General features: G+C 54.3%; 12 protein-coding genes. 7 read left to right on the top strand and 5 right to left on the bottom strand.

Features of this window, described 5'->3' with window-relative positions; genetic code table 11:
• Positions 1-106: 106 nt before the first annotated feature.
• Positions 107-1,792: a sulfate permease gene (sulP, locus tag B5F38_RS03540; RefSeq protein WP_087407949.1), complete on the bottom strand. Its 1,686-nt coding sequence runs from the start codon at positions 1,790-1,792 to the stop codon at positions 107-109.
• Positions 1,793-2,068: 276 nt separating this feature from the next.
• Positions 2,069-4,444 (bottom strand): GDSL-type esterase/lipase family protein, encoded by a 2,376-nt coding sequence (locus B5F38_RS03535; RefSeq protein ID WP_087407948.1) that lies wholly within the window; start codon positions 4,442-4,444, stop codon positions 2,069-2,071.
• Between the two features lie 266 nt (positions 4,445-4,710).
• Here B5F38_RS03535 and B5F38_RS03530 point away from each other — a divergent pair, with 266 nt between their 5' ends.
• Positions 4,711-6,699 carry a KUP/HAK/KT family potassium transporter gene (locus B5F38_RS03530; protein WP_087407947.1) on the top strand — a complete coding sequence of 663 codons (1,989 nt, stop codon included), beginning with the start codon at positions 4,711-4,713 and terminating at the stop codon, positions 6,697-6,699.
• A gap of 95 nt (positions 6,700-6,794) precedes the next feature.
• On the opposite strand, the gene B5F38_RS03525 is transcribed toward B5F38_RS03530, so the two are convergent.
• Together B5F38_RS03525 and upp are read right to left on the bottom strand one after the other, a co-directional pair.
• On the bottom strand, positions 6,795-7,925 hold the full coding sequence (locus B5F38_RS03525; protein WP_087407946.1) for an N-acetyltransferase: 1,131 nt from the start codon (positions 7,923-7,925) through the stop codon (positions 6,795-6,797).
• Positions 7,926-7,972: 47 nt separating this feature from the next.
• The gene (gene upp / locus B5F38_RS03520; RefSeq protein WP_087408044.1) at positions 7,973-8,623 is read right to left on the bottom strand and encodes a uracil phosphoribosyltransferase; all 651 of its coding nucleotides are present in this window, start codon (positions 8,621-8,623) and stop codon (positions 7,973-7,975) included.
• A 270-nt stretch (positions 8,624-8,893) separates the two neighbouring features.
• Here upp and pckA point away from each other — a divergent pair, with 270 nt between their 5' ends.
• The gene (gene pckA / locus B5F38_RS03515; protein WP_087407945.1) at positions 8,894-10,501 is read left to right on the top strand and encodes a phosphoenolpyruvate carboxykinase (ATP); all 1,608 of its coding nucleotides are present in this window, start codon (positions 8,894-8,896) and stop codon (positions 10,499-10,501) included.
• 116 nt (positions 10,502-10,617) lie between these two features.
• Here pckA and B5F38_RS03510 read toward each other — a convergent pair whose 3' ends face one another.
• Positions 10,618-11,094 carry a DUF456 domain-containing protein gene (locus tag B5F38_RS03510; RefSeq protein WP_087407944.1) on the bottom strand — a complete coding sequence of 159 codons (477 nt, stop codon included), beginning with the start codon at positions 11,092-11,094 and terminating at the stop codon, positions 10,618-10,620.
• A gap of 269 nt (positions 11,095-11,363) precedes the next feature.
• Here B5F38_RS03510 and B5F38_RS03505 point away from each other — a divergent pair, with 269 nt between their 5' ends.
• The 5 genes from B5F38_RS03505 to B5F38_RS03485 all read left to right on the top strand — a co-directional run bounded on the left by B5F38_RS03505 (position 11,364) and on the right by B5F38_RS03485 (position 15,006).
• Positions 11,364-12,086: a tRNA threonylcarbamoyladenosine dehydratase gene (locus tag B5F38_RS03505; RefSeq protein WP_087407943.1), complete on the top strand. Its 723-nt coding sequence runs from the start codon at positions 11,364-11,366 to the stop codon at positions 12,084-12,086.
• Positions 12,083-12,763 (top strand): ABC transporter ATP-binding protein, encoded by a 681-nt coding sequence (locus tag B5F38_RS03500; RefSeq protein WP_087407942.1) that lies wholly within the window; start codon positions 12,083-12,085, stop codon positions 12,761-12,763. Before B5F38_RS03505 ends, B5F38_RS03500 begins: the two co-directional genes overlap by 4 nt.
• Positions 12,760-13,422, top strand: coding sequence for a NigD-like protein (locus B5F38_RS03495; RefSeq protein WP_087407941.1), 663 nt, complete (start codon positions 12,760-12,762; stop codon positions 13,420-13,422). Before B5F38_RS03500 ends, B5F38_RS03495 begins: the two co-directional genes overlap by 4 nt.
• 4 nt (positions 13,423-13,426) lie before the next feature.
• On the top strand, positions 13,427-13,738 hold the full coding sequence (locus B5F38_RS03490) for a DUF3467 domain-containing protein (RefSeq protein ID WP_087407940.1): 312 nt from the start codon (positions 13,427-13,429) through the stop codon (positions 13,736-13,738).
• 65 nt (positions 13,739-13,803) lie between these two features.
• Positions 13,804-15,006 (top strand): DUF3843 family protein, encoded by a 1,203-nt coding sequence (locus tag B5F38_RS03485; protein WP_087407939.1) that lies wholly within the window; start codon positions 13,804-13,806, stop codon positions 15,004-15,006.
• The last annotated feature ends 10 nt before the right edge of the window (positions 15,007-15,016 follow it).

Genomic DNA, 15,016 nt, shown 5'->3' with positions numbered 1-15,016 from the left:
TCGACCGAACAAAATAATAACGCCCGGGGCCGTTGCCCCGGGCGTTATTTGTATAGCATCGTCGTGGAAGAGAGGCGCGGCACCGAAGCCGCTCCACCCCACGCGCCTATTTCTGCATTTCGGCCACGAACTCGTTGGCCTTGGCCACCGCCTTGGTGATGTGGTCGCAGATGTGGTCGTCGCCGATGAGGCGGTCGATATTGGCCTTTTTCAGCGTCTCGTGTACCTGGGGATTGACACCCGAGAGAATCACATGTATCTTCTCCTTCTGCGACGAGGTAATCAGAATCTCGAGGTTGTGCAGGGCCGTGGAGTCGATGAAGGGCACCTTGCGCATGCGGATGATGCGCACCAGCGGACGGTCGGCCATGCTGCGCATCAGCTCGTCGAACTTGGTGGCGATACCGAAGAAGAAGGGGCCTTCGATTTCGTACACCTCTACCCCCGGGGCCACCTTCAGCACCTCGTGCTGATTCGACTCGGTGCCGTGGGCAATGTCGAGCTCGTCGTGGAATACCGAGATTTTGGTCGTCTCGGTCATCCGGCGCAGGAAGAGCACTACGGCCAGCAACAGACCTATCTCGATGGCAATCGTCAGGTTGAAGATGACGGTGAGCAGGAAGGTGATGATGAGCACCGATACGTCCGACTTGGGGTTCTTCAGCAGCGAGCGCACCGTGCGCCAGCCGCTCATGTTATACGAAACCACAATCAGCACACCGGCCAGGCACGACATGGGCACCAGCCGGATAAGCGGCATGAGGAAGAGGAATATCAGCAGCAACACCACGGCGTGTATCATGCCGGCTACCGGGGTACGGCCGCCGTTGTTGATGTTGGTCATGGTGCGGGCAATGGCACCGGTCACGGGGATACCGCCGAAGAAGGGCACCACGATATTGGCAGCCCCCTGGGCTATCAGCTCGGTGTTCGAGTTGGTCTTGTCGCCGGTCACACCGTCGGCCACGGTAGCCGAGAGCAACGACTCGATAGCCCCCAGCACGGCGATGGTGAAGGCCGGAGAAAGGAGTTGGTTGATGGTATCCATGTTGATATTGAGCGACTGCGGCTCGGGCACTTCGCTGCTGATGTTGAAGCGGTCGCCAATCGTCTCGATACCCTCAATGCCCCAGACATTACGGAGGATATAGACCAGTACCGTCATCAGGATAATGGCCATGAGCGAACCCGGTATCTTGTTGGAGATACGCGGCGTATAGGCGATGATGAGGATACTGAGCACCCCGATGCCCAGCGACCAGAAGTTGGTGGTATCGATGTGCTGGAAGTAGGCAATCCACTTCGATATGAAGTCGGCCGGCACACTCTCCATCGTGAGCCCCAGCAGGTCCTTTATCTGTGTGGCAAAGATGGTGAGGGCGATACCGCTGGTGAATCCCACCACAATGGGATAAGGTATGAACTTGATGATGGTTCCCAACCGGAAGCAGCCCATGAGCACCAGAATCAAGCCCGCCATGAAGGTAGCGATGGCCAACCCCTCGAGACCGTAGGTCTGTATGATGCCGTAGACAATGACGATAAAGGCGCCGGTAGGTCCGCCTATCTGCACACTGTTACCGCCCAGAAACGAAACCAGGAAGCCACCGATGATGGCTGTAATAAGACCCTTTTCGGGCGACACCCCCGAGGCGATACCAAAAGCGATGGCCAATGGCAGTGCCACGATGCCCACGATGATACCGGCCATGAGGTCTTTCAGAAATCTCTCTTTGGAATAGCTGGCCAACGAAGCCACGAACTTCGGGTGAAAATCCAATCTGCTTTTCATCTTTCTTTACCTATATATAATACCTGTTATTATCCTCTTTTTCTCAACAGAGGTCACTCGATAGCAACACCGGCAAGCCCGGCAAAAGTGCGACTCAAGCGAACCGGCATTCGCGCCGGTTTGAAAAACAGCGGCAAAATTAACTCTTTTTTATGATTCGAACGGTATGTTTGTTGAAAAAAATTAAAATAGAAAAGGGGGCGATAACTCGCGGATGGTCGACCCGACGAGCCTTGCCCCCTGAAGGGAAAAGATAGTTACTACGCGATAAAATGCTTAATAGATAATGAGCAGACCCTTTTGAGCCGTACCTTCGAGGAGTACCAGATAGGTACCGGCCGTAAGAGTATCGGTCGAGAGGGTATCGCCCTCGGCCCGCAACGACTGGCTATCGACCAGCATACCGTTCACCGAATAGATGTCGAACCGACCGGTGCAACCGGCGTTGACCCGGCTGCCCTGCCTGACCGGATTGGGCGAAAACAACAGGTTGTCGACCTTGACCGAGGCAATGCCCGACGTGCTGTTGTCGACCAGCGAAAGAGTGTTGGTGCTCTGGGCCAGGTTGAGCAGAGGTACCTCGGCGCTCAACGGAGCATAAATCTCGAGGCTCGAGCGCAACATCTTGCCTTCGGCTACGGCGGCCAGCTCCTCGGCATTCATACCCGAGCGCCAGAAGAAGAGCTGACGGTACTGAGCCTCTGCGGGGGCTGCACTTCCACCCAAGGCAAAGCGTTTCACCACGAGCTTCTCGGCCAACTGTCCGGCATGGACACCGTCGACATAGAGCTGGGTCATACCCCAAGCATAGTAGTGGGTGAGCGAAACGGTGTGCCAGCTACCGGCCGTGAAGGCTACGGTCGAAACAATCTCCCCACCCAGCGGCGAGCGATAGACCAGGTTGCCGCTCTCGTCGACGACGAGGCGACCCATACCGCTTTCATTCTCGAACGAGGCCAGTGTACCGGCCGAAGCGGCATTCACCTCGAACGAGAGAGTAAAGGGGTGAACAATATTCTCGGGCATGAATTCGATATGCTGTGTAGAGGTAGCCGTACCCAGTTCAAAGGCCGTGCTCTCCTGGCGCTCCGGGGCCTCCTTGCCGGCATCGAGGGCATCGAAGAGCGAAGGTACGATGGCGTAGGAGAACTCGCGGTGACCGTCGGAGTTGGGGTGAGCGCCATCGCTCTCGATGGCTTTGACCCAGCGGCCCGAACCGTCGTCGACAGCACCCAGCATGTTGACCGAGGGAACCGTCCATTGCTGGATGGTGAGGTTGAGGTTTTTCAAAATCTCGTAGTCGTCGGCATTGAAACCGGCATTGGCATAGTTGTTGGCCATGACGGGAACGATGCCTACCGAATCGGCCTGATGGATGAGCTGCTTCATACCCTTCTCGTAGTTGATGGCCGCCTGTTGGGTAGGTGTACCGTCGTTGCGCTCGTTACCGAGCGAGAGGCCGTAGAAGACGTAGCGGCCGCAGTCGCGCAGCAAATCGCGCTCCCAACGGTCGAGCACCATCTGGGTCGTGTTGCCGCCTATCGAAATGTTGGACGAAATCCAATCCCGACCGATACCCTGTTGTGCCCGTTGTTCCAACAGGTCGGCATACATGTAGGCATAGCCATAGTTGTTGGTAGCACCGGTACCGTAGCATACCGACGAGCCCATGAACGAAATCTTATACTCGTCAATCTCCTTGCACGACTCGGGATAGGGCTTCTCGATGTCGGGACGCTCCATCGGTTCGTCGGTCTCGTGAATCTCTATCTTGTCGATATTGGGTCCACTGTTGCGGCACGACTCGGTAAACGAGATGGTGTTGAGCCCCTTGTCGAGCCAGACAAGTACCGAAGTTTCGGCTGTGGGCAGCTGGTCCCAGCCGCCTTGCGATTTGTTCACGTTGATGTAGATTTTGGCATAGTTGTTGGTCTGTATGTCGAGCGGACGACCCATCGGGTCGTTGGTGAATATCTTCAATTCGTAGGGACCCTCTTCGGGAATATCGATGCAGGTAAACTGCAGAGCCGAGTTGGTATCCTTGTTGAAGTCGCCCACGTAACGGTCGTTCGACATGCCTTCGAGCGTCTTCACCTTGAGGGTTCCCGACAGGTGGGCATACTCGGCCTCCAGCACGATAGGGAAACCCTCGTGAGGTACGGGCAGCGGAGTTTCGGTCGTTTCGAGAATCTCGAACTTGTCGAGGTTGGGACCACCCGACGTCGTGGGATAGGGTGTAATCTTGATGTTGTTCTTGCCGGCAGCCATATAGACGAGCACGCTCGTGGTCTCGGCCGGCGGCGTATCCCATTTGGCCGTACCCTTTACCGAACACTCTACCTCGGGGTAGTTGTTTACCTTGACGGTGAAGCGGCGCGTGCCGTTGCAGTTGAAATAGGTTTTGAACTCGTAGGTCCCGGCCTCATCCATCTCGACATCGTGAAAGAAAAGGTAGCTGCCGGGATCGTTGCCTCCGACATATTTGCCGCCCGAGAAGCCATCGACCGACTTGACTTTAGCCGGAGCATGAACCGAGTCGGCATTCTCGGCCTCCAAGACAACAATCTGATTTTGTGCGCACAAGCCAACAGCGGCACACAAAGAGAGGAGCAGAATCCCCGCTTTCTTCTTGAAGTACAAAAGGTTTTTCATATGGATATTATATTAAAGTTTCAAATACTATTTTTATGACACAAAAACACCTTCGAACCCTTATGCCCGAAGGCAAAAAATTCAATTTCCTCCACACCAATCCCCTCACCCCCTATCGGATACTCCCCCGATAAGCAACGATAGCCAGGTAGCCCCCGTGGGAAAAAAAACAGGGAAGGCGGTATGCTGTCATAAATTTGATTTATATTTGCGACCTATAAAAAGAAAATCCGCTCCACACACAAGAGCACAAAAAACAATATTTCATGACCAAACTATCACAAGAAAGCTCAACAAGCATAGGAAGGATTGGGCTTGCCGGTTTCTTCATCTCATTGGGTATCGTATTCGGCGACATCGGGACCTCTCCGCTCTATGTGATGAAGGCCATTATACACACGGGTGAAATCCTTAACGAAAATTACATACTGGGTGCCTTGTCGTGCATTATCTGGACACTCACCCTACAAACGACCATAAAATATGTGCTCATCGCTCTCCGAGCCGACAACAACGGCGAGGGCGGTATTCTGGCTCTTTATGCCCTTTTGCGCAAACATCGGCGAAAGTGGATTTATGCCATTGCCATCATCGGGGCAAGTACCTTGTTGGCCGACGGTATCATTACCCCCGCCATCACCGTGACAACAGCCATCGAAGGTCTGGAAGGCATCAGTCCCGACTTGCCGGTGATTCCCGTAATAATCGTCATTATCACCATTATCTTCTTTGTCCAGCAGTTCGGAACCGAATACATAGGCCGTTCATTCGGGACCTTCATGTTTCTTTGGTTCTTGCTGTTGGGGGGATTGGGCATCGTCGGGCTCATCTCTTATCCCCAGGTATTCAAGGCTTTCAATCCCTATTACGCCATTTGGTTGCTGACCGAGTCGCCCAGTTGGTTCTTGATTCTGGGAGCCGTATTCCTCTGTACTACGGGAGCCGAAGCTCTTTATTCCGATTTGGGACACTGCGGCCGGGGCAACATTACCGTCAGCTGGATTTTCGTGAAGGCGATGCTTATCCTCAACTATCTGGGGCAAGGCGCATGGGTGCTGACCCATCTCGACGAGGCGATGCAAGAGTGCAATCCGTTTTATGCCATCGTGCCCAACGGCATGCTGCTGCTTGCCATTTTCATGGCTACGGGAGCGGCAATCGTGGCCAGCCAGGCCCTTATCAGCGGTTCCTTCTCGATACTGAGCGAAGCCATGAACCTGAAATTCTGGCCCCGTATGCGCATCAAGCATCCCACCCACATCAAGGGACAACTGTATATACCCACCATCAACCTGTTCATGTACATAGGTGTAGTAATCACGGTGTTCCTGTTCCGCGACTCCTCGTACATGGAAGCGGCCTACGGCCTGGCGATTACAATCACCATGCTCATGACCACTCTGTTATTGGGCTTCTACCTGAGCATGCACGGGACTCCCCGTTGGGTAGTCTATCTGTTTTTAGGCGTTTATGGCGTAATCGAGGGGATATTCCTCCTGGCCAACCTCTCGAAGTTTGTCGCCGGCGGTTGGTTCACCTTGCTCATCGGCGGTGTGCTTTGCTTCATCATGTTTGTGTGGATAGGAGCACAAAGAATCCGGCGCAAGAACCTGTCAACCAAACGGTTGAGCGACTACTACAAAATCATTTCAGACATCAAGGCCGACGAGAGCATACCCAAGTATGCCTCCAACCTGGTTTATGTGAACCACGCACACAGCGAGGGCAATGTCGACGACAAAATACTCTACTCGATTATCAACAAGCAACCTAAGCGCGCCGACCATTACTGGCTGCTCAACCTGGAGTTTGTCGATACGCCCGACACGCTCGAATACAGTTTTACACCACTCATAAAAGGGACACTTTTCGGCATAACGATTCGCATCGGGTTCCGCATTGAGCCCCGTGTAAGCCTCTATCTGAGACAAATCGTGGAAGATCTGGTGGCCGAGGGTGAAATGGAATTGACCAGCACCTTCCCCTCTCTGCGCAAAAATGGCATACCGGGTGATTTCCGGTTTATCATTATCCACCACATCTACTATCCCGAGGACTCAAGCGACCGTAAGCAGAATTTGCTGATGAGCCTCTTCTCGGTCATTCGACGAATCGGTATCAACGAGCCGAGTTCATTGGGGTTGGACACGTCGACAGTTGTCGTGGAGCACGTACCCCTGATTATAGCCAACCGAGGTAAGCAGCTCGAACGGATCATACGGGTAGAACCTCACCAGGAAGAGGACTACTCATAACCGAGATAAACGACTACTCACTCTCGCATAACACACCGCCGGCAGAAAGAGAGCACACTCTTTCTGCCGGCGGTGTTATTGGATGGAACAATCGTTCAGATTTTCTTCGTGTAGGCCCGACGGCGTTTGTGCTGATGGCGTTCGAAGTATTGCCACTGCGACTGCACCTTCTCGTTCTCTTCGAGTTCGGGATTGCTCTCGGCATATTTGTAGCCGTTGCGGATAAAGACGGGAATGAGGTCGGAGAAGAGGAGCGCATTGACCCCTTTGCTCTGATAGTCGGGGCGCACGGCCACCAACAACAGGTCTACGACATCGTTCTTTCCTTTCAAAGCCTTGAGCAAAGGGACAAACCCGAAGGGGAAGAGGCGGCCTCTCGATTTCTGCAATGCTTTCGACAACGACGGCATAGCAATACCCACGGCCACGAGATCGTCGTGCTCATCGACAATAAGCGTCACATTCTCAAGGCGCAACACCGGGATATACATGTTGACGTAGTAATCGATCTGCCGTTGCGAGAGTGCCGAATAACCGTAGAGTTCGGCATAGGCATCGTTGATAAGGTCGAAAATCTTCTGTCCATATTTTCCCTTATGAATCTCCGACACCTTTTTGAACTTGAGGATACGCAGATTGTACTTGCGCTGCACGATGTCGCTGATGCGTTGGTGCTTCTCGGGCACACTCTCGGGCACCTTGATTTTATACTCGACCCAGTCGACGGCCTTCTCATATCCCATACCCTCGATGTGGTCGACATAGTAGGGATAGTTGTAAATCGAAGCCATGGTACCCAGCTGGTCATATCCCTCGACCAGCAGCCCTTCGGGGTCCATATCGGTAAACCCGAGGGGACCGTGAATTTCGTTCATTCCCTTGGAACGGGCCCAATTCTCCACGGCGTCGAAGAGCGCCTTGCTCACCTCGCGGTCGTCGATAAAATCGACAAAACCGAACCGAGCTGCCTTCTCGCCGGTCTTTTCGTTGACTTTGCGATTGATGATACCGGCTATACGTCCCACGGGCTTACCGTCGCGATAAGCCATGTAATAGACCGATTCGCAAAAGTCGAATGCCGGATTGCTTTTTGCACTCAACGTGCCCACCTCGTCCAGGACCAGTGAGGGCACATAATACTCGTTGCCCTCATACAAATCGATCGAGAACTTGACAAAATTCTTTAGAGCACGATTCCCGGCAATTTCCTTAATTGTGATTGACATGATGTTTATAATTTCAGCAATTTATTCCTATGCGCTTGCCTCCGCTTCTACTCCTTGATTCCGTAGGCAAGGTCGCCCGCATCGCCCAGCCCCGGCACTATGTAGGAGTGGTCGTCGAGCTGGTCGTCTATGGCTCCCACCCACAAGGTCGTGTCGTCGGGGAAATGTTGTTTCACATAATCGATGGCCTGCCGACTGGCAATGACCGAAGCCACATGCACGCTCTTGGGGGTACCTTTGGTAAGCAATGCCTTGTACGACAACTCCATGGAACCACCGGTAGCCAGCATGGGGTCGGTGATGACGAGTACCTTGCCATCGAGACGAGGAGAGGCAATATACTCGATGAAGATGTCGAAATTGAGTTTGTCCTTGTATTTACGATACGCCGATACAAAAGCATTTTCGGCATCGTCGAGACAACTGAGGAATCCCTGGTGGAACGGGAGACCGGCTCTCAAGATCGTAGCCAGCACCACCGTATCGTCGGGCAGATTGACCCGTGCGGTTCCCAGCGGGGTGGTTACCTCTTTTTCGGAGTAATGGAGGCGATGGCTTATTTCGTAAGCCATGATTTCGCCAATGCGCTCGAGATTCCGACGAAACCGTATCCGGTCATTCTGAATGTTCACATCCCGTAATTCGGCCATGAACCGGTTTACTACCGAGTTTTTCTCGGCAAAATTGATAACTTCCATACTTTTCTGTTTTTTGCCGAAGAGCAAAAGTACGTATAAATTTTGTTTTAGAAAATTATAAATTGTTTTTTCTCCTGTTTGCCCTAAAAAAAGCGCCTTTTTGCTATGCCGGCATAGCGATTCGGGGTATATTTGTAATAAATACAAACAATTAGCGAAAATTTTCTTTAATTACATCGCTACTTGTAGAATTTGTTTTTAATTTTGCAGTCGGTTTTCATGGACTAAGAATACAAATAAACATTTTATAAACCATTAAATTCAAGAACAATGGCAACATTAGATTTAAGCAAGTATGGTATTAAAGATGTAAAAGAGATTTTACACAATCCTTCTTACGAAGTGCTGTTTGAGGAAGAGACCAAAGCAGGCTTGGAAGGCTACGAAAAAGGTCAGGTAACTGAACTTGGTGCTGTGAATGTAATGACGGGTATCTATACCGGTCGTTCTCCCAAAGATAAATTCTTTGTAATGAATGAAGCCAGCAAGGACACCCTCTGGTGGACCAGCGACGAATATAAAAACGACAACAAACCTTGCTCCGAAGCTGCTTGGGCCGATTTGAAAGCCAAAGCCGTAAAAGAACTCTCGGGCAAGAGACTGTTCGTGATGGATACGTTCTGCGGTGCCAACCCCGCTACTCGTCTGAAAGTACGTTTCATCATGGAGGTTGCATGGCAAGCTCACTTCGTTAAGAACATGTTCATCCGTCCTACCGAAGAGGAACTGGCCAACTACGGCGAACCCGATTTCGTATCGTTCAACGCTGCCAAAGCCAAAGTTGACAACTACAAAGAACTGGGCTTGAACTCCGAAACCGCTACGGTATTCAACTTGAAGACCAACGAGCAAGTAATCTTGAACACCTGGTACGGTGGTGAGATGAAGAAAGGTATCTTCTCGATCATGAACTACCTGAACCCCCTGAGAGGCATGGCTTCGATGCACTGCTCGGCCAACACCGACAAAGAGGGCAAGAGCACCGCTATCTTCTTCGGTCTCTCCGGTACGGGTAAAACCACGCTGTCGACCGACCCGAAACGTCTGCTCATCGGTGATGACGAACACGGATGGGACAACGACGGTGTATTCAACTACGAAGGTGGTTGCTATGCCAAGGTTATCAACCTCGACAAAGAGAGCGAGCCCGATATCTACAACGCCATCAAACGTGACGCCCTCCTCGAGAACGTAACGGTTGACGCCAACGGTAAGATCGACTTCGCCGACAAGAGCGTAACGGAGAATACCCGTGTATCGTATCCTATCTACCACATCAACAACATCGTTAAACCGGTATCGAAAGGCCCGCACGCCAAACAGGTTATCTTCCTGTCGGCCGACGCATTCGGTGTATTGCCTCCCGTTTCTATCCTGAACGCCGAGCAAACGAAATACTACTTCCTCTCGGGCTTCACCGCCAAATTGGCCGGTACCGAGCGTGGTATCACCGAGCCGACTCCTACTTTCTCGGCTTGCTTCGGTGCTGCCTTCCTTTCGCTGCATCCTACCAAATATGCCGAAGAGCTGGTTAAGAAAATGGAAATGGTCGGTGCCAAGGCTTACCTCGTAAATACGGGTTGGAACGGTACAGGCAAACGTATCTCGATCCGCGATACTCGTGGTATCATCGACGCCATCCTCGACGGTTCTATCGACAAGGCTCCGACGAAAGTTATCCCCTACTTCGACTTCGTTGTTCCTACCGAATTGCCGGGTGTTGACAAGAACATCCTCGACCCGCGCGACACTTATGCCAACGCTGCCGAGTGGGATGAAAAAGCCAAAGACCTGGCAGGCCGCTTCATCAAGAACTTCGCTAAGTTCGAAGGCAACGCCGCTGGTAAGGCTCTGGTTGCTGCCGGCCCGAAACTCTAATCGAAAATCGATTAACTCCAATAAAAACCGAGGCTACTCCACACGGAGCAGCCTCGGTTGCTTTTTAAATACATCTGATTCAATACGGATTCCTCTTGCCGGCCCGGTAACGGCTCTCACACGAGTGCCGCTACAAACTCATAGATGAAGTAGCCGCAGAGCGATACCTTAATCACTACACCCAGCAGGAAACCCACAAAGGCTCCCAGCCCTGCCCTGAGGGCTTCGTGCGTGAGCTTGCCACCCAACAGTTCGCCTGCGATAGCCCCCACCAGAGGGCCCAGAATGATACCCCACGGCGGGAAGAAAAACATGCCTATCACCGTGCCGGCTATGCAGCCGCGATTGCCCCACTTGCTGCCACCCCCGTATTTGGTGCCGATGAGCGGGGTGAAGTAGTCGAGCACCTGCACCACAATGACCAGAATGGCCCACACAACCAGTTGCGTGACAGTAAACTGCACCCGCTCGGTAATGTGCAGCAACAACATACCCACATAGGCCAGCGGCGGCCCGGGCAGTGCGGGAAGAAAACAGCCGGCCAGCCCCACGAGCAGGCACAAGACTCCCAAAACAATCCATACAATATCCATATCGTTCTTTCGGTTTTAAGGGTTATGCTCGTCCCCTCCGTCCGGCAAATCGGGTAAGCGACCCAACCGTCGAGGCGGGGACTTTCACAAGCAAAGATAGCATAAATGGACGACGAAACAAATTCTACGAAACGGTATCTCCGCTCACATTCAAGCAATTCCGTCGGGAAAATGAAGCCGCGAACATTCATTTTACGGACGGGGATTCCGATTTTCTCCAAAAAAAGAGTATCTTCGTAAATTGATAAAATACAAAAAGAGAAGATACGATGAACGAAGAGTGGCTGTCGCGAACCCGCCTGCTGATGGGCGATGCCGCCATGGAGCGATTGCAACGCGCCCATGTGATGGTGGTGGGTGTTGGAGGCGTGGGTGCCTATGCAGCCGAGATGATTGCCCGGGCCGGCGTAGGCCGCATGACCATCGTCGACGGCGACACGGTGGCCGAGAGCAACCTGAACCGCCAGCTCGTAGCGCTGCACAGCACGCTGGGGCGACCCAAAACCGAGGTGATGGCCGAGCGTCTGCTCGACATCAACCCCGAGTTGCAGCTCACCGCCGAACAGCGATTCCTCGAAGCCGACGACATCCCGGCCCTGCTCGAGCGGGAACCGGTCGATTTCGTAGTCGATGCCATCGACACCCTGGCGCCCAAGATTGCCCTCATCACCTATTGCCTGCGTCACAAGGTGCGCATCGTCTCGTCGATGGGTGCAGGTGGCCGCAAAGACCCGTCGGCCATTCGCCTGGCCGACATCGCCGACACCTATCACTGTGGACTGGCCCGGGCCGTAAGGCTGCGGCTGCGCAAGGCAGGCATCACCAAGGGACTGAAAACGGTATTCTCGACCGAACAGGCCGACCCGCACGCCGTCATAGCCGTAGAGGGCGAGCGCAACAAGAAGTCGACCGTGGGCACCCTGTCGTATCTGCCGGCCCTGTTTGGCTGCCATCTGGCCAGCTACGTGATACGAAAACTTACGGAATCATGATAGAGATTAAAAACATACACAAGAGCTACGGCTCGCTCGAGGTGCTGAAGGGAATCGACGCCACCATCGAGCAGGGCGAAATTGTTGCCATCGTAGGAGCGAGCGGCGCCGGCAAGACCACGCTGCTGCAAATTGTCGGTACCCTCGACAAGCCCGATTGCGGCGAGATACGCTACGACGGCAAGCGGGTAGACAACCTGCCCGACCGCGAGATGGCCCGATTCCGGAACGGACACATCGGGTTTGTCTTCCAGTTTCACCAACTGTTGCCCGAGTTCTCGGCCCTCGAAAATGTGATGATACCCGCCCTCATCGGCGGACGCAACAGCTCGGAGGCGGAGCGGGAGGCCAAGCGGATACTCGACTTTCTGAGTCTGGGCGACCGGCTGGCACACAAACCGGCCCAACTCTCGGGCGGCGAGAAGCAGCGGGTGGCCGTGGCCCGGGCCCTCATCAACCGTCCCTCGGTAATTCTGGCCGACGAACCCTCGGGCAGCCTCGACTCGAAAAACAAAATCGAGCTGCACAAGCTCTTCTTCGACCTGCGCGACGAGTTCAAGCAGACCTTCGTCATCGTCACCCACGACGAGACACTGGCCCAAATGACCGACCGCATCCTCTTTATGAAAGACGGCTCTATCGTGGAACCGGCCGGGAAGGAGGAGGCCGAGGTATGAAACGACACGTCGCCCGTCGCTGGTGGCTGCTCGCCGTGCCGTTGCTGCTGTTGACGGCCTGCGAGAAGGAGGAGGATCTCTACGGCATCTTCTATGCCGACATCGTCACTTGCCACCGGGGCAACGAAGGGACCTACTTCACCTGCCAGGCCACCGACTCGTCCCCGATGGATACCCTCTGCCCCATCGGCGCGGTAGACGAGAGCCGCACGGCCGAAGGGGTGCGCGTGCTGCTGCAATACCGCCCCGTCGAGGAGTTGAGCACGACCCGCAAACGGATAGAGGTGCAGGCCCTCTCGGCCATCCACTTCGATACCCTGCGGCTGGTCTCGCACGAGCGGATGACCGAGTTGCCCGACGATACCCTCTACCTGCAAAGCATCTGGAAAACGGGCGATTTCCTCAACCTGCGCTACCGTATCGACTACCACAGCCAGCCGCACAGCATCATGCTCGTAGCCGACGAATCGACCCTCGAGGGCGATACCCTCAAGGTGGAGCTGCGCCACAGCCGCAACGACGACCCCGAGGGACACTGGAGCAACCTCTACTCGTCGTTCAACATCGAGGGGTATCGCAACCGCCCCTACACCACGCTGCAAGTATATGTGAACCAAGTAAATTTCAATTATAAATATTATTATTTCAAACTAAACTGACATCATGGAAGAGAAAAAAGAGATTCAAATAGAGTTATCGGCTGCCGTAGCCGAAGGTACCTACTCCAACCTGGCCATCATTTCGCACGCTCCGTCGGAGTTTGTCATCGACTTTATCCGGGTAACTCCGGGCGCTCCCAAAGCACCGGTGAAATCGCGCATCATCCTCACGGCCGAGCATGCCAAACGGCTGCTCTTCGCCCTGCAGGACAACATCCGCAAATATGAATCCCAGTTCGGTCCCATCCAGATGAACGACCCGCAACAACGGGGCGGAGGCATGCCTCCCTTCATGGCTCCCGGCGGCGAGGCTTAATCGACTTGCAGGCGGGCCGCTACCCGGTCTGCCTGCCTTTGTATCACCCTCTAAAAGACGACCACATGAACATCACCCTGCAACAATGGCTGGCGCGGCAGCCCTATACCCCCACCACTGACAGCGACCGCTACTACACGCGACTGGCCAACCGGCTGTACGACGAGATAAAACAATCGCCGCTGAAGACGCGCTGGAGCGACGGCGCGGTAAAATCAATCTGCTGCGACCTCGTGGGCTACTTTGCCGACATCCTGTCGGGCACCGGGCTGTGGGCGGCATTCGTGGCCCAGCACCAGGCTTTCTACGGGCGTACACTGCCCTTCTTTACCCCCGAAGCCTACTACGAAGGCGAGGTGAACCGCGACGACGTGCGGGTGCTGCTGTGGTATCTGTCGGCTGCCTACGGCAACGAACACGAGGTGCTGTCGCCTCTCGATGCCGACCTCATCGCCACGGCCGACCCCATCTACAATCTGCTTGAGAGCGAATACGAAACGGCACCCGACTCGCCGTTGCTGCAAGAGTTTTGCCAACCCGAACTGAACGATACCTCCGACCCCGAGGCGCGGTACCGCTTTGCCGAATGGCTCTTTTGGGAATCGTTCCTGCTGGGACCGTCGAACCGCTCACTGGCCCGCCAACTGCTGCACGAGGTGCACAGCAAACCGAATCACACCGACAAAGAGAAACTGAACCGACTCGAAAAACTGCGCCGCGAGTCGCTCTACACCCTGCCGGCCGGACCGCTGGCCCTCTTTGCTCACGAATGGGTGTCGCTGTTGTGGCAACACACCCTGCCCGAAGAGCTCGAAGAGCAGAAAGAGCTGCACCCCTATTACCAGCAGTTCACCCAATCGACGGGCGGCAGCCCCGTGAAGTATATCGGCTCGTATGCCGAGCTCGACCGCTTCCTCACCGAAGGGATGCAATGGGGCGAGACCGAAGGCGGACACCTGTCGCACCTGGCTCACAAAAAGAATTTCGTCCTCTACGTAACTCCCTATAAAGGGATGCTGGTGGCCTCGGATATTGCCCAATACATAGCCGACCCGGCCAACCCCTGGTACAACCCCGAGGAGGCTCGCAAAGGGGCCATATCGCTGCTCACCGTGCCGGGACGTTGCCCCGTAGACCTGCTGCTCTACCTCTGCTCGCACGGCTTGCTGCCCGATGCCTGCTTTGCCGACGGCAACCCGCAGCTCGTGGCCGATAATTGGGATTTCATAGCCCGCTGCCTCCTGCAAGATTACTACCGAGCCGTGTAAACACTGAATT

The organism is Barnesiella sp. An22, assembly GCF_002159975.1.
GTDB classification, from domain to species: Bacteria; Bacteroidota; Bacteroidia; order Bacteroidales; family Barnesiellaceae; genus Barnesiella; species Barnesiella merdigallinarum.
The sequence above is the reverse complement of the archived record's forward strand: the minus strand, read 5'-3'. Positions and strand labels throughout refer to the sequence as shown.